General features: G+C 66.2%; 21 protein-coding genes. 7 read left to right on the top strand and 14 right to left on the bottom strand.

Annotation, left to right across the window (positions count from 1 at the left end; genetic code table 11):
* The first annotated feature begins 1 nt into the window (after position 1).
* Both ACFC4D_RS41240 and ACFC4D_RS41245 read left to right on the top strand, forming a co-directional pair.
* A complete protein-coding gene (locus ACFC4D_RS41240) occupies positions 2 to 1,240 on the top strand; it encodes a helix-turn-helix domain-containing protein (RefSeq protein WP_376071702.1) in 1,239 nt (412 codons plus the stop codon).
* A gap of 329 nt (positions 1,241 to 1,569) precedes the next feature.
* Complete coding sequence (locus ACFC4D_RS41245) at positions 1,570 to 1,758, top strand: hypothetical protein (RefSeq protein WP_376071704.1); 189 nt, start codon at positions 1,570 to 1,572, stop codon at positions 1,756 to 1,758.
* Between the two features lie 106 nt (positions 1,759 to 1,864).
* Here ACFC4D_RS41245 and ACFC4D_RS41250 read toward each other — a convergent pair whose 3' ends face one another.
* From ACFC4D_RS41250 to ACFC4D_RS41275, 6 genes are all read right to left on the bottom strand, one after another.
* Positions 1,865 to 2,212, bottom strand: a complete 348-nt coding sequence (locus tag ACFC4D_RS41250; protein ID WP_364629782.1) for a DoxX family protein — start codon at positions 2,210 to 2,212, stop codon at positions 1,865 to 1,867.
* A 96-nt stretch (positions 2,213 to 2,308) separates the two neighbouring features.
* Entirely contained in the window at positions 2,309 to 2,995 is a 687-nt protein-coding gene (locus ACFC4D_RS41255) for an RsiV family protein (protein ID WP_376071707.1), read from the bottom strand.
* Positions 2,996 to 3,094: 99 nt separating this feature from the next.
* The gene (locus ACFC4D_RS41260; protein ID WP_375955130.1) at positions 3,095 to 3,421 is read right to left on the bottom strand and encodes an MmcQ/YjbR family DNA-binding protein; all 327 of its coding nucleotides are present in this window, start codon (positions 3,419 to 3,421) and stop codon (positions 3,095 to 3,097) included.
* A 10-nt stretch (positions 3,422 to 3,431) separates the two neighbouring features.
* A complete protein-coding gene (locus tag ACFC4D_RS41265) occupies positions 3,432 to 4,880 on the bottom strand; it encodes a VWA domain-containing protein (protein WP_376071890.1) in 1,449 nt (482 codons plus the stop codon).
* A gap of 46 nt (positions 4,881 to 4,926) precedes the next feature.
* Positions 4,927 to 5,871, bottom strand: a complete 945-nt coding sequence (locus ACFC4D_RS41270) for a MoxR family ATPase (RefSeq protein ID WP_364629771.1) — start codon at positions 5,869 to 5,871, stop codon at positions 4,927 to 4,929.
* Entirely contained in the window at positions 5,832 to 7,100 is a 1,269-nt protein-coding gene (locus tag ACFC4D_RS41275) for a glutamate-5-semialdehyde dehydrogenase (protein ID WP_364629768.1), read from the bottom strand. Before ACFC4D_RS41275 ends, ACFC4D_RS41270 begins: the two co-directional genes overlap by 40 nt.
* Positions 7,101 to 7,293: 193 nt before the next feature.
* On the opposite strand from ACFC4D_RS41275, the gene ACFC4D_RS41280 reads away from it, so the two are divergent.
* Together ACFC4D_RS41280 and ACFC4D_RS41285 are read left to right on the top strand one after the other, a co-directional pair.
* Positions 7,294 to 8,832 carry an MFS transporter gene (locus ACFC4D_RS41280; RefSeq protein WP_376071710.1) on the top strand — a complete coding sequence of 513 codons (1,539 nt, stop codon included), beginning with the start codon at positions 7,294 to 7,296 and terminating at the stop codon, positions 8,830 to 8,832.
* Positions 8,833 to 8,995: 163 nt separating this feature from the next.
* Positions 8,996 to 9,853, top strand: a complete 858-nt coding sequence (locus tag ACFC4D_RS41285) for a ribokinase (protein WP_375955136.1) — start codon at positions 8,996 to 8,998, stop codon at positions 9,851 to 9,853.
* Between the two features lie 49 nt (positions 9,854 to 9,902).
* On the opposite strand, the gene ACFC4D_RS41290 is transcribed toward ACFC4D_RS41285, so the two are convergent.
* Positions 9,903 to 10,481 carry a TetR/AcrR family transcriptional regulator gene (locus ACFC4D_RS41290; protein ID WP_375955138.1) on the bottom strand — a complete coding sequence of 193 codons (579 nt, stop codon included), beginning with the start codon at positions 10,479 to 10,481 and terminating at the stop codon, positions 9,903 to 9,905.
* Between the two features lie 119 nt (positions 10,482 to 10,600).
* Between ACFC4D_RS41290 and ACFC4D_RS41295 the strand changes: the two genes are divergently transcribed.
* Together ACFC4D_RS41295 and ACFC4D_RS41300 are read left to right on the top strand one after the other, a co-directional pair.
* Positions 10,601 to 12,295: a nitroreductase family deazaflavin-dependent oxidoreductase gene (locus ACFC4D_RS41295; RefSeq protein ID WP_376071713.1), complete on the top strand. Its 1,695-nt coding sequence runs from the start codon at positions 10,601 to 10,603 to the stop codon at positions 12,293 to 12,295.
* 109 nt (positions 12,296 to 12,404) lie between these two features.
* Positions 12,405 to 13,247, top strand: coding sequence for a class I SAM-dependent methyltransferase (locus ACFC4D_RS41300; protein WP_376071716.1), 843 nt, complete (start codon positions 12,405 to 12,407; stop codon positions 13,245 to 13,247).
* Between the two features lie 58 nt (positions 13,248 to 13,305).
* On the opposite strand, the gene ACFC4D_RS41305 is transcribed toward ACFC4D_RS41300, so the two are convergent.
* The 7 genes from ACFC4D_RS41305 to ACFC4D_RS41335 all read right to left on the bottom strand — a co-directional run bounded on the left by ACFC4D_RS41305 (position 13,306) and on the right by ACFC4D_RS41335 (position 19,665).
* Positions 13,306 to 14,337 (bottom strand): zinc-binding dehydrogenase, encoded by a 1,032-nt coding sequence (locus ACFC4D_RS41305; protein WP_376071719.1) that lies wholly within the window; start codon positions 14,335 to 14,337, stop codon positions 13,306 to 13,308.
* A gap of 1 nt (position 14,338) precedes the next feature.
* Positions 14,339 to 15,547 (bottom strand): LLM class flavin-dependent oxidoreductase, encoded by a 1,209-nt coding sequence (locus ACFC4D_RS41310; protein WP_376071721.1) that lies wholly within the window; start codon positions 15,545 to 15,547, stop codon positions 14,339 to 14,341.
* A 98-nt stretch (positions 15,548 to 15,645) separates the two neighbouring features.
* Positions 15,646 to 16,524: a VOC family protein gene (locus tag ACFC4D_RS41315; protein WP_364629745.1), complete on the bottom strand. Its 879-nt coding sequence runs from the start codon at positions 16,522 to 16,524 to the stop codon at positions 15,646 to 15,648.
* 19 nt (positions 16,525 to 16,543) lie between these two features.
* A complete protein-coding gene (locus tag ACFC4D_RS41320; RefSeq protein WP_376071723.1) occupies positions 16,544 to 17,650 on the bottom strand; it encodes a 2Fe-2S iron-sulfur cluster-binding protein in 1,107 nt (368 codons plus the stop codon).
* A 32-nt stretch (positions 17,651 to 17,682) separates the two neighbouring features.
* Positions 17,683 to 17,928 carry a hypothetical protein gene (locus ACFC4D_RS41325; RefSeq protein ID WP_364629740.1) on the bottom strand — a complete coding sequence of 82 codons (246 nt, stop codon included), beginning with the start codon at positions 17,926 to 17,928 and terminating at the stop codon, positions 17,683 to 17,685.
* An 11-nt stretch (positions 17,929 to 17,939) separates the two neighbouring features.
* A complete protein-coding gene (locus ACFC4D_RS41330; protein WP_376071726.1) occupies positions 17,940 to 19,094 on the bottom strand; it encodes a Rieske 2Fe-2S domain-containing protein in 1,155 nt (384 codons plus the stop codon).
* 85 nt (positions 19,095 to 19,179) lie between these two features.
* The gene (locus ACFC4D_RS41335; protein WP_375955151.1) at positions 19,180 to 19,665 is read right to left on the bottom strand and encodes a flavin reductase family protein; all 486 of its coding nucleotides are present in this window, start codon (positions 19,663 to 19,665) and stop codon (positions 19,180 to 19,182) included.
* A 275-nt stretch (positions 19,666 to 19,940) separates the two neighbouring features.
* Between ACFC4D_RS41335 and ACFC4D_RS41340 the strand changes: the two genes are divergently transcribed.
* Positions 19,941 to 20,777, top strand: coding sequence for an IclR family transcriptional regulator (locus ACFC4D_RS41340; protein ID WP_364629731.1), 837 nt, complete (start codon positions 19,941 to 19,943; stop codon positions 20,775 to 20,777).
* Positions 20,778 to 20,790: the final 13 nt, after the last annotated feature.

Here is a 20,790-nt window from a genome sequence, read left to right on the forward strand (position 1 = left end):
TTTGGCATTGTCGGCCGTGCGCCGCGAAATGGGTTTGAGTCAGGCCGATCTCGGGGAGCTATTGCACTGGGATCGGTCGCATGTCGGGCGGGTGGAGCGTGGCGAGGTGGACACGCTGTTCGATATTCGGGAACTTCTGCGTGTGGCGGACGTGCTCGGAGTTCCACGCGCCGCCTTCCTGCCGGTCTTGCTAGGAACCGCCAACCCGTGGACGATCGAAATGGGGTGTGGCGAAGGAGTCGACGACGTGGACCGCAGGCAATTCGGCATCGCAGCGACCATGACGCTCATGGGAGCTGCCGCGCCAGTGACGACCGCGAGCGGGGCGATGCTCATCGGCACCGACCATGTCACCGCGCTTCGCGATGTCACCGAGCAGTTGTGGGACCACGACAATCGCCGAGGCGGTGGGGCGATAACCGAATTCGCGCTCCAGCACCTTCGGCTGGCACGCCGGATGCTGGACCACGGTCAGTACGGTCCGAGAACCGGCGATGCGCTTGCCGCCGCCACGGGGAGGTTGTGCAGCTGTGCCGGATGGTTGGCTCATGACAGTGGCCGCCCGGAAATCGCGCGCTGGTGCTACACCGAGTCGGTGCTGTTGGCCGAGCAGACCGGGGATGGCGAAATGCTGGCGGCCGCGCTCGGCGGCTTGACGATCACCGCGACTGATCATCCACGGCACGGCCGCGAGCCCATTCGGATCGCACGCAGGGTCACCGAACTCGCGAACTCGGTGCCCTCTCCCCGGCTCAAAGCGTTACGCCTGGCCCGAGAAGCGGTGGCACACGCGGCAATAGGCGATCATCGCGAATTCACGCACACGATGACACGGGTCTGGCACGAATTGGAGTGCGGCTTCGATAATCCCGACGATCCGATCTGGCTGCACTTCGTCACCGAAGCCGAGTTGCGGGTGCATGAGGCGCGAGGGCGGAAGTTACTCGGGCAGCACACTCGGGCGGCGGATTTGTTCCGCGACAGTATTGATCGGGCGGAGAATCTGCCTCGGGATGAGGCGTCGTATAGGGCCTATTTCGCGGCTTCGCTTGCCGGGCTGGGTGATTCGGCGGCGGCGATCGGGGCGGGGCACGGGGCACTGGATTTGCTCGAATCGCAGGTTGATTCGCCTCGGCTGGTGGCGGAATTGCGGCCGGTGCGGCGCGCTGCCGCTGGTGCGCGGGGCTCCGAGGCAGAGTATTTCGGGCGGCGGTTCGATGCGCTCACCCGGGCGGCCTAGCGGATCTTGATCGCGGAGGTGCGGTCGTCTCGTAGGGTCGGGTATCGCAACAATCGATCCTGGAGGTGTTTGTGGCTTGGCGTCGATCTCTGCTTGGGGCTGTCGGTTTGGTTGTCGGTTTGGTGGGTGCGACGGGGACTTCGTGGGCTGATCCGGTCACCACCGTGAATCCCGCGATGACTCTCGGCGGAGGATTGGTGCCCTGTTTCGGGCAGGTGCGGGGGTTTTATGATCCGGCGCGGGATTTCTATGGGGATCAGGTGATGTGGATTCGGGCGGAATTCACTACGCTCGCATCGGGTTCCGGGGGATGTGCGGTTAATGCGACGGTGAGTTGGCGGAATCTCGATACCGGGGCGAGTGCGGTCAATCCGGTTGTGCCGCTGGGGGATGACGGTAGTCATACCGCGCTCTGGGTTCCGGTGTGGACCGGGAAGGTGCCGGGGCGGATCGAGGTCACCATCGATACCGATCAGCCGCATATCGCCGGGCACGGGAGCTTTGTGATCCCGGGATAGCGTGCACCACAGGTGAAATGACGGCGACCGGGTAATGATGGCGGCGTGACGGCCGCGCCACCATTACCCGGTCGGCGTTGGTTCGGATCGGAGACCGCCCGCATTCTCAGGCGGCGGCGCCCAGGCCCACCGCGACCGCTACGGGGATCAGGTACAGCAGCGGGAAGGCGACGGTCTTGTATGAGCGGGCGCGCAGGACGGTGATGACCGCACCGGCGAAGTAGAGGATCAGGCCGATGGCGGCGGCAATGCCGATGGCGGGAATGAACAGGCCCACGATCAGGCCGATCGCGCCGAGGGCCTTGGCCACTCCCAGCGGAGCCCACCACGACTGCGGCACACCGTATTCGATCAGCGGGTCGACCACGAACGGCGCCTTGCGCAGCAGCGAGAACGCCGAGAATCCGACCCAGGCGGCGGCGACGATGGTGACGATGATGTAGGCGGTGTTCATGGCGTCTTCTCGATTTCTGTTGATGGGCCCTCGTTTCGGGCCGGTTCATCAAGAGGACGACGCAGCGTGCCGGGGTGTGACATCGAGGTCTCGGGATCAGGCGACCAGTGCCTTCATCTGCGGGGACAGCACCGACGACAGCGCCGACCACGGGACGGTGATGACGATGTTTCCGGCCGCGTGCGAACCGATTTCACCGAAGTAGATCCGCATGCCACCCGAATCGACCGCCCAATTGCGGTAGTTGTCGACGGTCGGCAGAATGCCGTCCCTGTAGTAGGTGTCACCCGCATTGGTCTTGGGGACGAGGATGGCGGCCTGCTTCGACAGCACGGTCAAGCCCGCGTTCAAGTCCGTGAAGACATCCTGAAGTTGAATGGCCTTACCGCTGTCGAGGCTGGTGGTGTGGGTGGTGAAGTCCTCGTAGGGATGTGCGGCGTGTTCGGCGAAGTAGTTGACCCCGAGTTTGGCGCTCAAGAGGTGCGGCCCGACGTACGTGAAGTTCACCGAGGTGGACAGGTTGAGGGTCGGGGTGACCTTGGTGATGTACCCGTCGGCGGCCCCGCGCAGCGAGCTGTTGAACTCGTCGCGCGCGGCGAGATAGGGCCCGTCCACACCGTCGATATCGGTACGCGGCACGGAGACCTTGTAGTTGCTCCCCGTCAGGGTGTACTCCGACATGCGGAAACCGGTGTCGGCGTGCGCGACCACCGTCGCGGCGGATGCGGTCAGCCCCGCAAGCACGGCGGCAGTGAGCAGGTGGGCGAGGGCACGGCGTCGCATATCAGGCTCCGGATCGGCGCGGCCGGACCAATTCCGGCGTTGCCCGGTACATTCCCGGTCCCCGCCAATGAATCACCAATGACCCACCAACGACGCAGATCAGGGCCGCTTGGACTTCGGCAGCTTCGCGACGATGGCGTCGTAGGAGGCGTCGATGAGCTCGAGCAACTCGTCCTCGGGCACCTTGCCCCCGACCTTCACCGAAACCCACCCGTACCGCCCGATATACGCCGAGAGCGAGACATCATCCGGATAGATGGCGATCAGCTCATCGGCCTCGGGCTTACTACCGCATTTGAGCGTCACGGCCGCCCCGCTCCCGACGAACGCGAAGATCTTGTCCCCCACCTTGGCGACCACATCGCCCTCCCACGGTTCGTCCTGCCAGGCACCGGGTTTCGCGAGGCAGTAGGTCAGGAGATCCATGGGTGGCTCCTCAGACGGGTAGTAGGCGGCCGACTACGGCGGTGAGTTGGCGGGCGGAGCGGCATTCGTGCATCTCGATCACTTCCGCGTACTTCTTGGCGGCGGAATCGCCGGTGCCCCACATCTTTTCGGCTTCGGGGTTGAGCCAGTAGGCGTGTTTGGCGACGGCCACCAGGTCGGCCAGGGTGCCCAGGGCCGGATCGCGGTAGTTGTTGCGGGCGTCGCCGAGGATGAGCAGGGAGGTGCGGCTGGTGACGGCGTCGGGAAAGTTCTCGGCGAAACCTTCCAGGGCGGAGCCGTAGTCGGAATGGCCTTCGATGCCCACGACATCGGCTTCGGTGAAGATGCGGCGGGTGATCTGATCCAACGGGGTCACCGAATCGAAGAGCTTGGTCACCTCATCGGAGCGGTCAACGAACGCGAAAATGCGGACGCGGGAGAACTGTTCGCGCAGCGCGTTCACCAGCACCATGGTGAAACTGGAGAAACCGGCCACCGACCCCGAGATATCGCACAGCAGAACGAGATCGGGGCGGCCGGGCCGGGGCTTGCGGGTCACCAGATCGATGGGAACACCGCCGGTGGACATGGATTTGCGTAGCGTCTTACGCAGATCGATCTCACCGCGACGGGAGCGGCGACGACGAGCGGCCAAGCGGGAGGCCAGGATTCGAGCCAGGCGCTGACTGGAGCGGCGCAGATCGTCGAGTTCGTTCTGCGAGATGCGCAGGAAGTCGGCGTCTTCGGCCTGCCGCGCGACACCATAGGTGGCGACGCGTTCGCGCCCGATGCGCTCGGCGACGCGGCGGCGGGTTTCGGCTTCGACGGTGCCGCGGAACCCCTTGATGCGCTGGCGCGCGGTGCGCCGGGCGACCTCGGTGTCGAAATCGGAGTTGTCCATACCCGCGGTGAGCCCGGCGAGCAGTTTGGCCACCAGGATCTCGGGCTGCAGATCCTTCAACGTCTGATACGCGGAGAAGGACGGGCCGCCCGCCGCCTGATACTGGCCCATCTGCTCGACCATCTGCGCCGCCAGCGCCTGCAGCTGACGCTCCTGCTCACCGGACGGGTCCTGAACCAGCAACTCCGCCAGCATCTTTCGCAGCTCGATAATGTCGACGGCCCCATTGGGCTTCAACGGGATCTCGACCTCTTCGGCCCCGACGCGCTCACCGAGTGCGGCCGGGAACCACAGATCGAACAGGCCGTCGTAGGTGGCGCGCTGGGTGGTGCGGCGCAGCAGCGCACACGCCAGCCCCTCCCGCAGCGCTTCCCGATCCATCAGATCCAGCACGGTGACAACCTGTGCGGCGTCGACGGTTTCGGACGGCCCGACCGGAATCCCCCTGGCGCGCAACGCCTCCACGAACCCCACCAGATGTCCGGAGAATCCGTACTCGGCGGTGGGCTCGGCCGTCGTCGGCGGTTTTGCGGCGGGCGCACCGCTCACCGCGCGCATGGCCGCGGAGACCAGCCCGCGGGATTTGTTCGACGAGCCGGCCATCTCAGGCCAGCTTCAGCTCGGACTGCGCACGCAGATGGTCGGCCTGATGTTTGAGCACCACGCCGAGCGTCGCGCGCACTGTCTTCTCGTCCAGATCCTTTGCGCCCAAGGCGATCAGCGTGCGCGCCCAGTCGATGGACTCGGCGACCGAGGGCAGCTTCTTGAGCTGCATACCGCGCAGCACGTGCACGACCCGCACCAGCTGTGCGGCCACGGCGGGCTTGAGCTCGGGCACCCGGCTGGCCAGGATACGGCGCTCGAGATCCTCATCCGGGAAGTCGATGTGCAGGTACAGGCAGCGCCGCTTCAGAGCCTCGGACAGCTCGCGGGTGGCATTGGAGGTCAGCACCACGAACGGTTTGCGGGTCGCGGTGATGGTGCCCAATTCCGGGACGGTGACCGAGAAGTCGCTCAGGATCTCGAGCAGCAGGCCCTCGATCTCGACATCGGCCTTATCGGTCTCGTCGATGAGCAGCACGGTCGGCTCGGTGCGCCGGATGGCGGTGAGCAGCGGCCGCGAGAGCAGGAATTCCTCGGTGAAGACGTCGGCTTTGGTTTCGGCCCAATCGTTTTCCGAGGTCGCCTGGATGCGCAGGATCTGCTTGGCGTGATTCCACTCGTAGAGCGCACGCGATTCGTCGACGCCCTCGTAGCATTGCAGGCGCACCAGTTCCGCGCCCGCGACCTCGGCGACCGCCTTGGACAGCTCGGTCTTGCCGACACCGGCCGGACCTTCGATGAGCAGTGGTTTGCCGAGCCGGTCCGCGAGGAAAACCGAAGTGGCGGTGGCCTTATCGGCCAGGTAGCCGGTTCCGGCCAGGCGTTCGATCACATCGTCGACCGATGCGAAGATCGGCTCCTGGATCGGTGCTGTAGAAGCCACGGGTGCTGCCTTTCCTCGAAGTGCTAGACGGGCCGGATCTGGCCGTCGCCCCACACGATCCATTTGGTGGAGGTCAGTTCCGGCAGGCCCATGGGGCCGCGCGCGTGCAATTTCTGCGTGGAGATACCGATCTCCGCGCCGAAGCCGAACTGCTCACCGTCGGTGAACGCAGTCGAAGCATTGACCATGACGGCGGCGGCGTCCACCCGGCCGGTGAATTCACGGGCGGCCTTGAGGTCGCCGGTGACGATGGCCTCGGTGTGGCCGGTGCCCCAGTGGTTGATGTGCTCGACGGCGGCATCGAGATCGGGGACGACCTTCAGCGCGATATCGAGGGACAGGTACTCATCCGCCCAGTCGGTATCGGTGGCGGGCACCAAACCGGGCAGATCACCGTGAATGGTGACGCCGCTGGTCTCCAGCGCCTTGATCAGGCGCGGTACGGCCGTATCGGCGATGGCCGCGTCGATGAGCACCGTCTCGGCGGTATTGCAGACGCTCGGCCGCCGGGTCTTGGCATTGATCAGAATCGATTCGGCCATATCCAGATCGGCGTCGCGATGCACGAAGATATGGCAGTTGCCGGTACCGGTCTCGATGGTCGGCACCAGGGCATCGCGCACCACGGCGTTGATCAGGCCCGCGCCGCCGCGCGGAATGACCACGTCGACCAGTCCGCGCGCCTGGATCAGATGGGTGACGCTGGAACGGTCGTCGGCGGGCAGCAACTGCACCGCGTCCTCCGGAAGGCCCTGCGCCGCAAGCGCTTCGCGCAGCACGGTCACCAGCGCCACATTCGAGCGCACCGCCGAGGAGGAACCGCGCAGCAGCGCCGCGTTACCGGACTTCAAGGTCAGCCCGAAGGCGTCGACGGTGACATTCGGGCGAGCCTCGTACACCATGCCGACCACACCGAGCGGGACGCGCGTCTGCCGGATCTCCAGGCCATTGGGCAGCGTCGAACCGCGCACCACATCGCCCACCGGATCGGGCAGCCCGGCGACCTGCCGCAGTCCGGACGCGATGCCGTCGATGCGGGCCTCGGTCAGGCGCAGCCGGTCGAGTTGGGCTTCCGCGGTGCCTCCGGCCCGGGCGATCTCGATGTCCTCGCCATTGGCGATGAGCAGACGATCCTTGGCGGCGAGCAGCGCATCGGCCGCGGCGTGCAGTGCGGCATCCTTCTGCGCGGTGGTGAGCTGGGCGAGCGTGCGCGACGCCACCCGGGCTCGGCGCGCCGCGGCATGCACCACCTCGCGGACGTCGTCCAGTTCAGTGGTGGTCGAGACAGTCATGGCTACAGCGTACTTACCGCCGGGTACTGCCTATATACCCGGCCCGAACGGCTATTTCGGCGACCCGGCGGGCCACGTGGCGCGGCGGTCTCGACCCGAACTCCCCGCCGCTCGTCCCGGGCCGTACACACCGGCCGACCCGGACTATTTCCCGCGACCGGCGAGTATCGGCGGCGCGGGCTACCGTGACCACATGACCGCGAGCATTCGTCTCTCGTCCGCTGCCGGACGCTGGGTTCTCCTGGCAACGGTGCTCGGTTCCGGAATGGCGATGCTCGACGCCACCGTCGTGAATGTGGCGCTGCCCAGGATCGGCGACGAATTCGGCGCGTCGATGGCCGGATTGCAGTGGACCGTCAACGCCTATTCGCTCACCCTCGCGGGTTTGATTCTGCTGGGCGGTGCGCTCGGCGACCGGTACGGCCGCCGCCGCGTATTCATCATCGGCGTCATCTGGTTCGCGCTGGCCTCGGCGCTCTGCGGTGCGGCACAGGATATTTTGATGCTGATCGCGGCGCGGGCGCTACAGGGCGTCGGCGGGGCGCTGTTGACGCCCGGATCGCTGGCGATCATTCAGGCCTCGTTCGAACCCCAGGATCGCGCCCGCGCGGTCGGAGCGTGGTCGGGGCTCGGCGGTGTGGCGGGCGCGATCGGCCCGTTCCTGGGCGGCTATCTGGTCGAGTACGCGGGCTGGCGCTGGGTGTTCCTGCTGAATGTCCCACTGGCGCTGGTGGTTATCGCCGTCGCCGCCAAACATGTGCCCGAGACCTACGATTCGCGCGCGCACGGGAAATTCGATGTGCTCGGCGCGGCGCTGGCCGCGCTGTGCCTGGCCGGGATAACGTACGCGCTCACCACCGCACCGGAACGAGATGCCAACCTGGCCTTGGTGATCGGCAGCGCGGTGCTGGGCGTCGCGGCCGGTATCGCTTTCGTACTGCTCGAACGCCGTCGCTCGGCCCGCGATGACGGCCCTTCGCCGATGGTGCCGGTGGATGTCTTCGCCTCCAAGCAGTTCACGGCGATCAACGCGGTCACCTTCGTGCTGTACGGCGGGATGAGCGTGGTGTTCTTCCTGCTGGTGCTCACCTTGCAGGTGGTTTCGGGCTTCAGCCCGATCGCCGCGGGCACCGCGCTGCTGCCCGGCACGATTCTCATGCTGCTGTTCTCGGCGCGGGCGGGTGCGCTCGCGCAGAAGATCGGTCCGCGTAAGCCGATCACCGCCGGTGTGCTGCTGGCCGCGCTCGGCATGCTGTTGATGACCCGCATCGGTGAGCACTCCTCGTATGTGACCGTGGTGCTGCCCGCCGCCATCGTGTTCGGTATCGGCCTGACGCTGGCGGTCGCACCGCTGACCGCCACCGTGCTGGCCACCGCCGACGAACGGCATGCGGGCGTGGCCAGCGGGGTCAACAACGCGGTGGCGCGTGCGGCGGGTCTGCTTGCGGTGGCGGCGATTCCGCCGCTGGCGGGGCTCACCGGCGACGCCTACAGCAATCCCTCGACGTTCCAGCACGGCTTCCGCATCGCCCTGCTGACCTGCGTGGTGCTGGTGGTGGCAGCGGCCGTGCTGACCTTCTTCACCGTGCGCGATGACGCGCTGGCCACCGCGCCGCCCGCCGCCGAACCGCAGTGCAAGGTGCACTGCGCGATCGGCGCTCCCCCGCTGGAACCCGGCCGCGGCGTCCAATCCCTGGGCGGGCGAACCGAATCCACGGGCACCGGCCAGTGACGCGATAGTCGATACCGGCATCGCGCGCTCAGCGCTCGGCCTGCGGCTCGGTGGCCGGATCGAACAGGGAAGATTTATCTTCCTAGAAGATTTTTCTTCTCTTGCGAAGAGATAAAGAAGAAGGTGCACGGTTGTCAACACTTCGGCGACTACCGTGACGCTCATGGCGCGGATTGTGGTGGTGGGCAGCATCAATATGGATCTGGTGACGACCGTGGGGCGGCGGCCGGAACCCGGCGAGACGGTGTCCGGGGAGAGCTTCGCGCTGGTGCCCGGCGGGAAAGGCTCGAATCAGGCCATCGCGGCGCGGCGGGCCGGCGGGTCGGTGGGGTTCGTCGGCGCGGTCGGGGACGACGTTTTCGCCGATGAGCTGCGCGGGGTGCTTTCCGATGCGGGAGTGGAGGTTTCGCGACTGCGGCGATTGAGCGGGGCCAGCGGGGTGGCGGCGATCATCGTTGATTCCGGTGGCGAGAACAGCATTATCGTGGTGGGCGGGGCCAATGCCCGGATGACAGCGCTGGACGTCGGGGATCTCGAGGCCATCGCGCAGGCCGATGTGCTGCTGTGCCAGTTGGAGATTCCGCTGCCGACCGTACTGCGGGCGGCTCGGCATGCGCGGGCCAATGACACCGTGGTGATTCTGAATCCCTCACCGGTGCGCGAACTTCCGGATGAGCTGTGGGCCGAGATCGATATCGCGGTGGTGAACGAGGGTGAGGCGGCTCAGCTCGGCGCGGTCCTGGATTGTGTTCCGCATGTGATCACCACGCTGGGTGCGGACGGGGCGATCTATCGCGGTCCGGACGGAATCACGCTGCCGCAGCCGGGAGTTCGGGTCGAGGTGGTCGATACCACCGGGGCCGGGGACACGTTCACCGGTGCGCTCGCGGCGCATTGGCACGAGGGTCCGGAGATCGCGCTGGCGTGGGCGTGCACGGCGGGTGCGCTGGCCACCACGAAACTCGGTGCGAGCGTATCGATTCCGACACAGCGGGAGATCGAGCGGCTACTCTCCCGCTGATCCCGATGCTCGCGCGATCCCGGCGTCCGCACCGGTTCACGCGGGGGCTTCAGGCGGCCGAGATCTTCTTGCCGGTATGCATGCTGACCAGGTCCGCGAGTTGTTTTCCGGCGCGTTCCAGCGGATCGGTGGAGCGGGTGGCCAGGGACATGACGACCGCGCCTTCGACGGCCGCCACGATGGTGGTGGCCAGGGAGCGCGCGGTCTCCGGGGCGACCGATTCGGCTTCGAGGCGTTCGGCCAGGATGCCTTCCCATTCGATGAAGGTCTCCCCCGCCACATCGGCGGCCTCCGGAGACTCCGAGCGGCCCAGGGCCGCGGCCACGATGGGGCAGCCCGCGGTGAAATCGCTGGCGACCACGACTTCGCGCCACATGGCGGGGAAGGCGGCGATGACTGTAGCCAGATCGGTGCCCGCGGTGAGGGTGCGCATGAGCGCGCTCGACGCCTGACCGGCGGTGCGGGTGGCCTCGGCGATGAGTTCGGATTTGCCGCCGGGGAAGTTCAGGTAGACCGAGCGCCGGGAGATGCCGCTGTGCTCGAGTAATTGGGCGATTCCGGTTCCGGCGATCCCTTTGCAGCGCATGAGGGCGATGGCGCTGTCGATGAGGCGGTCGCGGGCTCCCATGGACTACATCCTTCCTTGCTGTATACCGATCGGTGTACTACCGTCCGAGATATACCGATTGGTCTACCATTGCCAGTGTAGACCGCCGCCACTGACTCGACGACGAATCGGGGTCACCCATGCCTACTAAAACCCTGCACGATCCCCTGCCGCTGGCCAGTGGCCAGGTACTCCCGAACCGCTTGATGAAATCCGCGCTGAGCGAGGGACTGGGCAATTCCGCCCTCGCCCCCGACGAACGGCTGCAACGACTCTACGCGCGCTGGAGCACCGGCGGGTACGGGTTGATCGTCACCGGCAATGTCATGGTCGACGGCCGCCACCAGGGCGAACCCGGCAATGTGGCCATCGAGGACGAACGACACCTCGAAGCACTGACCCGCTGGGCCAAAGCGGGCAAAGACGGCGGCGCGAAGCTCTGGATGCAGTTGAATCATCCGGGCCGCCAGGCCAATCCACTCGTCACCCGCAATCGCACGGTCGCGCCGTCGGCCATCGGCATCAGCATTCCGGGCGTGCCCACCCCGCGCGCGCTCACCGAGGATGAGATCCACGACATCATCCGCCGCTTCGGCACCGCGGCGCGGGTCGCGGAGGCCGCCGGATTCGACGGCGTGCAGGTGCACGGCGCGCACGGATATCTGGTGTCGCAGTTCCTGTCTCCGCTGTCCAATCAGCGCACCGACGGCTGGGGCGGCGACGCCGAGCGTCGTCGCCGCTTTGTTCTCGAGGTGGTGCGCAGCATTCGGGGTGCGGTCAGCCCCGGTTTCGGCGTCGGCATCAAACTCAATTCCGCCGACTTCCAGCGCGGCGGTTTCACCGAGGACGAATCGCGCCTGGTGATCGAGCAGCTTTCCGCCGAGGGCCTGGATCTGATCGAAATCAGCGGCGGCAGTTACGAATCCCCCGCCATGCTGAATCGCCCGCGCACGGTCGCGGCGAGCACCAAGGCCCGCGAGGCGTACTTCCTGGAGTACGCCGAATCCGCCCGCCAGGCCGCGGGTGCGGTGCCGATCGCGGTCACCGGCGGCTTCCGCTCGCACGCCGCCATGTCCGAGGCCATCGCCGAGGGCAACTGCGATCTGGTCGGCCTGGGCCGCCCCGCCGCCGTAATCCCCTCCGCCGCAGCCGATCTCCTCAATGGCGCGGACCGCCTGCACGCCCCCGCGATTTCCCTGAAACTGCCCCCGCAGTTCGCCGCGAACAACGGCCTCAAGGCATTCGACGGTGCACTCGACCTGCAATGGCACACCGACCAACTGCACCTCCTGGGCGCGGGCAGCGACCCCGACCCCGAGCGCTCCCCCTGGCGCACCGCGGTAACCATGCTGCGCCGCAACGGCTTCGACGCCCTGCGCAGCAAACGCTCCCCCGGCTCCACCCCGGACAAGAACGCCACCAAGTTCCGCCGCGAACGCGCCATGGGCCGCTACGTCCTGAACCCCACCGTCCGCGCCCTGAGCCGAGTCGGCGTCCGCACCGCCCTGGCCACCGAAATCGAAACGGTAGGCCGCAAATCCGGCCAACCCCGCCGCGTCCCCGTCTCGGTCCTCTTCGACGACAAGGGCGCCTGGGTAATCTCCCAGCACGGCACCCGCTCCGGCTGGGGCGCCAACCTCACCGCCAACCCCGAAATCCGCGTCCGCCAGGGCAACCAATGGCGCACCGGCACCGCCACCCTACTCCCCGACGACGACGTAGTAGCCCGCGCCCGCACCTTCGCCCCCCACCCCCTCCTGGCCCCGCTCGTCACCAACACCTTCGCCGCCCTGCAAACCACCCCCATCACCGTCCGAATCACCTTCACCGACTGAAACGGGCGAATTGTGTTATCGGATATTTATTTTCGTGTGATATGCTAAATGCGAAATCCAATTTTCCTGTCTAGCATCGGTTTTCCCGACGATGGTGCAGGAGAATTCTATGGATGGCGGACCCAGTAGGACCGCGATGATGGCGGCGGGTGGGCGCGCGGCGCATCTTGTGGTGGATAGCGAGCCCTACCTATTCCGCGACACCCTGGCGGCCGAATTGCTTGGTGCGCACGCTGAAGAGGTGCTCGGGTATCACCGGCAGTTGGGTGATCACGTGGTGCTGCGTGGGACGCGTGCGCAGGTCAACGCACGCAGCAGCTACACCGAGGCGCGGGTGAGTGCGGGCTTCCGGCAGTACGTAATCCTCGGCGCGGGGCTCGATACCTTCGCCTACCGATCTCCGCTCGCCCGGGAGATCGCGGTGTTCGAGGTGGATCATCCTGCCACCCAACAATGGAAGCGGGAATTGCTCGCGGCCGCGCGAATCGATGGTGCTGCCGCACAATTCGTCGGCGTGGATTTCGAGCGGGATGACCTCGCAGCGGAATTGGCCGCGCACGGATTCAATCCCGAAATGCCTGCCCTGGTGAGCTGGCTCGGCGTGAGCATGTATTTGACCGAATCGGCGATCGCGGCGACGCTGGCGGTCCTCAGGGGATTCGCGCCCGGCACCGAACTGGTGATGGAGTACGCGCTGCCAGCCGAACTGCGCGACGAATCCGGAACCGCCTACGCCGAGTTCGCACTTCCAGCCGCTGCCGAACAGGGCGAGCCATGGTTGAGCTACTACTCCCCCGAGGCACTCTCCGAACTGCTGGGTAAGCATGGATTCGCTGTGGCGGAACATGTTTCGCAGCGCGACGCGGTCGATCCGGGACTTTGGCGGCGCACCGACTCACTGCATCCTGCGGATTTGTGCCGACTCGTACGGGCTGTAGTCGTCGCGGACTGAGTGGTGCTCCCGACAACGCCGACCCGTCTGGCATCGGGTCTGCGCTGTTCGGGGGGGGTTAGAGGTTGGGGCGGACGAGGATTTGGATGTGGTCGTCGGGGTGGCGGAGGGATTCGATGGCGTCGGAGACGTCGTCGAAGCCGACCTGGGTGGTGATGAGGGATTCGGCGTCGATGGTGCCGTCGGCTATGCGGTGCAGGGTTTTGGCGTATTCCTCGTGGGGGTAGACCATGCACATTTGCAGGGAGATGTCTTTGTAGATGCCTACGATCGGGCGGATGACGTCGTCGGTCATGATCGAGCCGATTTGCAGGATCTTGGTTTCCCTGGGGACCTTGTACATGAGGTCGTTGAGGAGGCCGGGGACGCCGGCGCAGACCCAGACGTGCAGTTGCTGGCCGGGGGAGGCCAATTCCTGCCATACCTCGACGGGGTCTTCCACGGCCGGATCCACCACGCGGTGTGCACCCAGGCGCAGTGCGGCTTCGCGGCGGAGTTTGGACGGGTCGGAGGCGACGATGGGGGCTACGCCGCGTTCGACCAGGGCGGCCACCGCGCCCAAACCGACTGGGCCGCAACCGATGACGATGCCGGTGCCCTCGGGCCCGATACCGGTGCGCGCCACATTGCCGAAGCCGACGGCGAGGGGTTCGGTCATTGCCGCCACGTGCGGGGGCACATGTTCGGGAATGGGTTCCAAGGCCATGGCCTGCAACACCATTCGCTCGCCGAAGCCGCCCGGGAAATCGTTGGAGTAGCCGACACCGTGGATGCCACCGGCGGAGTCCAGCGCCCAGGGCAGGGCAACGACGTTCTGGCCCTCCACGAATGGGGTGTCCGGTCCCGCGCCGATAACCCGGGCCGACAGCTCATGACCCATCACCATGTCGCGGCACGGATCGAACAGGAAGGTCGGCACACCGCTGTCGCGGGACGCCTGGAGAAATTCGTCGGTGTAATCGAGGGCGGCTTTATCCGAGCCGCAGATACCGCAGGCGATCGTCTCGACCAGCACCTGACCGGGACCGGGTACCGGATCGGGCACCTCGTCGACGATGAGCTTGCGATTGCGCATCACTACCGCGCGCATGTCACTTCCCTTCAACGGGTGTCAGGGCAGCTGCCAGGGCCTGGCCGTGCCGTTCGAACGCGGCTTCCACACCCGCGCGCATACCGGACATGAGGCGTTCGCTGTTCGCGTTGGCCCAATCCAGCGAGGCGACGCGACTGCGATTCGCGCCTGTGAAATGCGGGATCACGTGCTCGGCGAACAGTTTCACCGACCGCCGGGAGGCTTCCGGATCGGCGACATTGAGCGCCAGCACCAGGAAGGTGCCGAATCCGCCGGACTGTTCGGCGAGCGCTTCGATGGCCTCGATGGCGTCATCGGGTGAGCCGATGGTGGCGCGGCCGAAGGCGGGGAAGCCGGGACCGGTCCACTGTTCGATCGCCTCGGCGGCGGTATCGCCCCACGGCACATCCATCCCACTGAGCCGTTTGATGTAATCCACCAAATGCCCTACGCCCCATTCGGCTTCGCGGCGCGCCTGTTCCCGGGTCTCGGCGATATGCATGGGCGCGACGAGCCGCCACTTGGATCGATCCACGGTATGCCCGCTCGCCGCCATGGCCTGTTCGTAGACCTTCCAATTCGGCAGCAGCGCTTCATATCCCGAGGGATCCGATGCCGCGAGGGACAGCAGCCCCGCGCCGTGCTTTCCGGCCAGCACCGAACCCGATGGCGAAATGGTCGATGCCACCGCCATTTCCAGTCCGCCCTGCTGATACGGCAGCAATTGCAGCCGAGCCTCATTGAGCTCGAACCAGTCCGTCTTGGCGGTGACGGCCTCCCCGCGCAGCAATCGCACGATGGTGTCCATGGATTCGTGCATCATGTCGCGCTGACGCGGCTGCGGCACCCCCATCATGGAGGCGTCCGAGGCGAGCTGCCCCGGGCCGATGCCCATCATGACGCGGCCCTTGGTGAGGTGATCGAGCAGGCAGAGCCGATCGGCCAGCATCATGGGCTGGTGGTAGGGCAGCGAATTCACGCCGGTGCCCAGCCGGATTCGGCTGGTGCGCTCGGCGGCCGCCGCGAGGAAGACCTCGGGCGCGGCGATGATTTCCATTCCGGCGGAATGATGTTCGCCGACCCAGGCTTCCTGATAGCCGAGCTCATCCGCGAGCTCGACCAATTGCAGATCCCGCTGGATCTGCAAGGTGGGATTGCCGTTCAACGGATGGTAGGGCGCGATGAAGAATCCGAACCGCGTGGGTCCGGATGCAGTGGGCAGAGACAACTTTCGACGCTCCTTTGCGATGTATTCAGTTGTGCTCCGAAACGGCCGCGCCCCCGCCGGGGCTCTGGCGGAGGCGCGGCCGGGTCTGTGCGGGCGGGTCAGCCCCTAGCCCATTCGTGGCCCCAGTAGCTGTCCGCGGTCATCTCCTCGGCGACGTAGTCGTCACCGACCAGCATTCCCTCGCAACCGAATTCGAGATCCCAGTTGCCGGGTGTGCGGACGTAGAAGGAGATCATCTTGTCGTTGGTGTGCCGCCCCAGCGTGGAGGACAGGTGGTAGCCCGCCTTGGTGACGCGATCCAGCGCGCGGCCCACATCGTCGAGCGAATCGACCTCGACCATGATGTGCACGATGCCCGGCCCGTCCGGACGGCTGCCCGGAATCAGCGCGAGGCTGTGGTGGCGCGGGTTCACGCCCATGAAGCGAATCCAGATGGGATGTCCGGGCGGGCCGACGCGGAACGAACCGCGCGAGGCGAAACCCAGTACCTCGGTGTAGAACTTGCGCGCGTCCTCGATATCGCGCACCGGCAGCACCACATGCCCCAGGCCCAGATCACCGTTTATGAAACGCGCGCCGTGCTTGGTCAGCACCGGGGTGTGATCGAGCAGCGGGCCGTGGAAGACCTCGATGGTGAAGCCGGACGGATCGACGAAGCTGATGGCTTCCTCGACGTGCCGGTTCGCAGCATCCTCGACACTCAGTGTGGCGACGGCGATTCCGGCCTTCTCCAGGGTTTCGCGCACCAGGGCGAGTGAGCGGGTGTCCGCGACCTGCCAGCCGACCGCGATGACCTCATCGCGTTCACCGGGCACCAATTCCAGCCGGTAGGTGTGCTCATCGGTGCGCAAGTAGATCGACTCCGGATTGGGTCCGGTGCCTTCGGCGAAACCGATGGTGTCGAACGCGAATTCGCGCCACGCCTGCACATCCGCGATGCGGGCCCGCACGTAGCCGAGAGAGCTGAAAGCAGCCATGTTTGTACTCCTCGATATCTCAGGAATAGGTGACGGAAACGTCGTCGGTCACCGGAACCGCCTGGCAGGCCAGCACATAGCCGTCTTCCAGATCGGCGTCTTCGAGCACTTCATTGCGCCGCATGGTGACTTCGCCGGAGACCACTCGGCACACGCACGCGCTGCACGCGCCTTCCTTACAGGAGAAAGGTGCTTCCAAGCCCTTGGCGAGCAGCACATCCAACAGTGTCTGCTTGCGCGGCCAGGTGAATTCGTGGTTTTCGCCGTCGAGTTCGACTTTGACGGTCGCATTGTCACCATCGGCCGCGGCGGCGTCGATATCGACGGCGGTGCCGTCGGTTTCGAAGGGATTGCCGGAAAGCGAAACGAACTTCTCCGAATGCACACGCTTGCGATCCGCGCCGAGCGAGGCCATGGCGGCGCTCACCGCGTCCATGAACGGCGCGGGTCCGCAGACGAACGCCTCACGCCCGGCCCACGGCTTGACCAGCGCGGCAAGCAGTTCCACCGTGGGCAGGCCCTGTACCGATTGCAGCCAGTGCAGCACCAGCAGCCGATCCGGGTGCGCGGCAGCCAGTTCCGCCAGTTCGGCGGCGAAGATCACCGAGTTCTCGTGCTGGTTGGCGTAGACCAGCGTGATGTGTCCGGCGCCCTGCGCCAGTGCGGATTTCAGGATGGACAGCACCGGGGTGATACCGCTGCCACCGCCGAACAGCAGCAGATCGGTATCCAGCGAACCGGGCGTGAACAGCCCGGCGGGTGGCAGCACATCGAGGGACATGCCCTCGACAGCGTTGTCACACAACCAGTTCGAGCCGTAGCCCTCCATCGTCCGCTTGACGGTGACCTTGAGCGGTCCATCCTCGTGCGGCGCACTGGACAGCGAATAGCACCGGCTCACCGACCCGGTCAGCTCACTCGGAATGCGCAGCGTCAGGAACTGCCCCGGCTTGTACCCGAACCTCCCCGCATGGGCGTCATCCGGCGTGAGCTCCAGCGATACCGCGTCGTCGGTCTCCCGCACCACGCGCACGATCCGCACCGACGCGATGCCACCGGCCTGTTGCGCTGTCTCCAACTCGGCCTCGAGCTCGGTCGTATCCGGTTCGATGTCGGTCACGGTCATCGCCAGTTCCATTCCTGTGCTGTGTATTTCGATCAGGCCAAGGTCCGGCCGCGGGTCAGCACATCCACATCGCGGGTGCTCGAACCCAGCTCGCCCGCCGCCACCGCCGCGTCGATGCTGTCGCGCAGGGCGTGGCAGGTGTGCGACCTCAGGCCGGTGGTGGAGAGCTCCGTGCAGGCCGCCACGGCGGCGTTGTTCCATTGCACGCTGGTGTGCTGGGGGCTGAATTTCTCCACCAGCACGCAGGTCCCGCAGGACCGGCACGAAACCTTATCCATGGCAGGGCCTTTCAGGCGTTTGCTTCGGCGGCGGCACGCTTGGCCAGGTTGTCCGCGACTTCGGCCTCCCAGGCGGTGACCGCGCGGGTGGTGTCCACCTCGAATTCGAAGCGGGTGGTCATCTCCTCGGTGACGGCCGCGGCATCGGTGTAGAACTGCTCGTACCAGCGACGCAACTGGTAGACCGGCCCGTCCTCCTCGCACAGCAGCGGATTGTTGATGCGCGACTTGCGCTTCCAGATATTCGCGTCCTGTTCGAAGCCCTTGCCGAGCCCGCCGACGAACTTCTCGGCGATCTCATCGGCCTGCTCGGGCGAGACGCCGGAGGGCTTCTTGGCGATCGCGCCGTACATGAGCACGAACTGGTTCTCGTTGATCGGGTAGTGGCAGTTGATCAGGTAGCCCTCGACGACGAGGCCGTTGGCGCTCTCGCTCTTGAGGTAATCGATCATGTAGGAGGGGCCGTAGTACGCGGCCTCGGACTGCAGAACGTTCTTGCCGCCCAATGCCTTAGCGGTCGCGCCCATCATGTCCTCGCGCGAGACCGAGGTCATGTACTGGCTGGCGGTATGACCCTCGAAGACATTCTTGAAGAACGTCGGGAACCCGTAGTGCACATAGAAGAAGTGCGCCATATCCACGACGTTGTCGATGACCTCGCGGCAGTTGGCGTCCACGATCATCGAATTCCAGGTCCAGTCGGTCCACTGCTCGTCGAACGCGGCGTCGATGCGCGGGATGGCGACCTCGGCCGGGGGCTGCTTGCCCTCCGGGTCGTTCCATACGAAGAGCTGCTTGTTCTCGACCATGGTCGGCCACGCCTTGGTGCGGGCCAGCGGCGGAACCCGGCGCGCGTACGGAATGCCGGTGCACTTGCCCTTGCCGTTCCAGCGCCAATCGTGGAACGGGCAGGCCAGCGAATCACCCTTGACGGTGCCGTCGGCCAGATTGCCGCCCATATGCGGGCAGTAGGCGTTGAGCACGTTCAGGCTGCCGTCCTCGGCCGCGAACACCACGATCTCGGTGCCGAATGCCTTGATGGCGTGCGGCTTTCCGTCCCGGAAGGAGTCGGCCAGCCCCAGGCAGTGCCAGCCGCGCGCGAATCGGGTGGGCGGTGCGCCCGCGTCGATCACTCGCACTTCCGTGGCACCGTCGGTGGTGGTCATGTGAATTCCTCTCCCTTGCCTTGTATTGATGGTTGCGGCCGATGTGACGCCGGTGACAATGGCTGTCCCACTGGCCGGGAGGTTGCTACTGGTGTGCGAGACGACCGAAGGCCGCGCGGTAGAAGAGCAGCGGGGTGGCCTCGGAATGCTCATTGAGACCGGTCACGCGGGCGATGACCACGGTGTGGTCACCGCCGTCGACCTCATCGTGCAGCTCGCAGTCGATGGTTGCCAGCGCACCGGTCAGCAGCGGTGAACCGTTCCGCGAGGCAATCCACTCGACCCCGTCGAACTTGTCCGCGCCGGGACGACCGAGCTGGCGGCAGATCTGATCCTGGTGGTCGGCCAGGATATTGACGGTGAAGCGCCCGGCGCGGCGAATGCGCGGCCAGGTGCTCGAGGTGCGCGCGGGGAAGAAACTCACCAGCGGCGGATCGATGGACAGCGATGCGAAGGACTGGCATGCGAAGCCAACCGGCTCGCCTCCGTCAATGGCGGTAATCACAGTGACCCCCGAGGCGAAGCGCCCGAGCACTGCTTTGAACGCGGCCGGATCGATCTCCGTAGACACTCGATCCACCTCCAGCACCGGTTCCACGGTGACTCCCTCTTATTTCGGTTCGAAATATGGCTGCCAGTCATAACAGCAGGTCAGCGCGGGGAGGCGTCAATATCGGGGTTCGGTCACCGAGACATGAATCCGTAGAACGGGACAAAAGCTACGTAGTTCTCCCGATTCCCTCCGGTGTGGCCCAAGGCACTGTGATGGGTAGCACAAGGTCCGAACTCGATACATACCTAATCGGCATATCCCTAGACTGGATGTCTGCACCAACGGAGGCTCAAATGTCCGTCGCCATGCTCCCCTCGGCGGAAGCGCGAAACACTCACTCGCCCGTGCGCGCCAAGGAGTCTCGTAACTCCGGCGCCGAGGTTCCGGTCTCGATGATCGAGCGGATGACGCTCATTCTGGACGCATTCGACGCCTCCACCCCCACGCTCACCCTGCTCGGCCTGGTCGAGCGCACCGGTCTGCCGCGTTCGACCGTGCACCGCATCCTCGATCAGATGATCAAGCTGCGCTGGCTCGCGCACACCTCCGGCGGTTACCGCCTGGGCATGCGCGCCCTCGAACTCGGCGGACTCACCGCCGACCACAATGAGATTCGCGATGCCGTCAGCCCGCTGCTGCACGAGTTGAGCCAGCGCACCGGCATGGTCGGCCACCTCGCGGTGCTCGACGGCCGCGATGTGGTCTACCTGGACAAGGCCGGCGGCCGCTTCGCCGCCAGCCTGCCCACCCGGCTCGGCGGCCGCATGCCCGCGCACGCCACCGGCGTCGGCAAGGCCATGCTCGCCTGTCTCGAGCCCAATATCGCCGAGGCCGCCCTGCGCAACCGCCTGCCCCGCCTGACCCCGCGCACCATCTGCGAGCCCGAGGCGCTCTCGCGCGAACTCGCGCAGATCCGCATGCGCCAGGGCGTTGCCATCGATCGCGAAGAGGCCGTGGTCGGAATCGCCTGTGTCGCAGCGCCACTGCGCGGCCGGGGCACCGCGCCCGCCGCACTGTCGCTCTCGGGTCGCGCCGACGGTATGAGCTATGACCGGCTGGCCCGCGTCGTGCTCGAGGTCGCGCACGAGGCCGGGCGCACGCTGTTCCCGCGTCGCGCGCACTGGCGCTGATCCGATCGGTCCT

Source organism: Nocardia sp. NPDC056000, from assembly GCF_042269265.1.
In the GTDB taxonomy this organism is placed as follows: domain Bacteria; phylum Actinomycetota; class Actinomycetes; order Mycobacteriales; family Mycobacteriaceae; genus Nocardia.

Excerpts from the sequence above, each read along its gene's own strand:
- ACFC4D_RS41295 (WP_376071713.1), top strand. The coding sequence starts at position 10,601 with ATGCCTACTAAAACCCTGCACGATCCCCTGCCGCTGGCCAGTGGCCAG.
- ACFC4D_RS41250 (WP_364629782.1), bottom strand. The coding sequence starts at position 2,212 with ATGAACACCGCCTACATCATCGTCACCATCGTCGCCGCCGCCTGGGTC.
- ACFC4D_RS41270 (WP_364629771.1), bottom strand. The coding sequence starts at position 5,871 with ATGGATCGTGTGGGGCGACGGCCAGATCCGGCCCGTCTAGCACTTCGA.
- ACFC4D_RS41285 (WP_375955136.1), top strand. The coding sequence starts at position 8,996 with ATGGCGCGGATTGTGGTGGTGGGCAGCATCAATATGGATCTGGTGACG.
- ACFC4D_RS41265 (WP_376071890.1), bottom strand. The coding sequence starts at position 4,880 with ATGCGCGCGGTGAGCGGTGCGCCCGCCGCAAAACCGCCGACGACGGCC.
- ACFC4D_RS41255 (WP_376071707.1), bottom strand. The coding sequence starts at position 2,995 with ATGCGACGCCGTGCCCTCGCCCACCTGCTCACTGCCGCCGTGCTTGCG.
- ACFC4D_RS41300 (WP_376071716.1), top strand. The coding sequence starts at position 12,405 with ATGGATGGCGGACCCAGTAGGACCGCGATGATGGCGGCGGGTGGGCGC.
- ACFC4D_RS41320 (WP_376071723.1), bottom strand. The coding sequence starts at position 17,650 with ATGACCGTGACCGACATCGAACCGGATACGACCGAGCTCGAGGCCGAG.
- ACFC4D_RS41290 (WP_375955138.1), bottom strand. The coding sequence starts at position 10,481 with ATGGGAGCCCGCGACCGCCTCATCGACAGCGCCATCGCCCTCATGCGC.
- ACFC4D_RS41305 (WP_376071719.1), bottom strand. The coding sequence starts at position 14,337 with ATGCGCGCGGTAGTGATGCGCAATCGCAAGCTCATCGTCGACGAGGTG.
- ACFC4D_RS41315 (WP_364629745.1), bottom strand. The coding sequence starts at position 16,524 with ATGGCTGCTTTCAGCTCTCTCGGCTACGTGCGGGCCCGCATCGCGGAT.
- ACFC4D_RS41330 (WP_376071726.1), bottom strand. The coding sequence starts at position 19,094 with ATGACCACCACCGACGGTGCCACGGAAGTGCGAGTGATCGACGCGGGC.
- ACFC4D_RS41280 (WP_376071710.1), top strand. The coding sequence starts at position 7,294 with ATGACCGCGAGCATTCGTCTCTCGTCCGCTGCCGGACGCTGGGTTCTC.
- ACFC4D_RS41340 (WP_364629731.1), top strand. The coding sequence starts at position 19,941 with ATGTCCGTCGCCATGCTCCCCTCGGCGGAAGCGCGAAACACTCACTCG.
- ACFC4D_RS41260 (WP_375955130.1), bottom strand. The coding sequence starts at position 3,421 with ATGGATCTCCTGACCTACTGCCTCGCGAAACCCGGTGCCTGGCAGGAC.
- ACFC4D_RS41275 (WP_364629768.1), bottom strand. The coding sequence starts at position 7,100 with ATGACTGTCTCGACCACCACTGAACTGGACGACGTCCGCGAGGTGGTG.
- ACFC4D_RS41325 (WP_364629740.1), bottom strand. The coding sequence starts at position 17,928 with ATGGATAAGGTTTCGTGCCGGTCCTGCGGGACCTGCGTGCTGGTGGAG.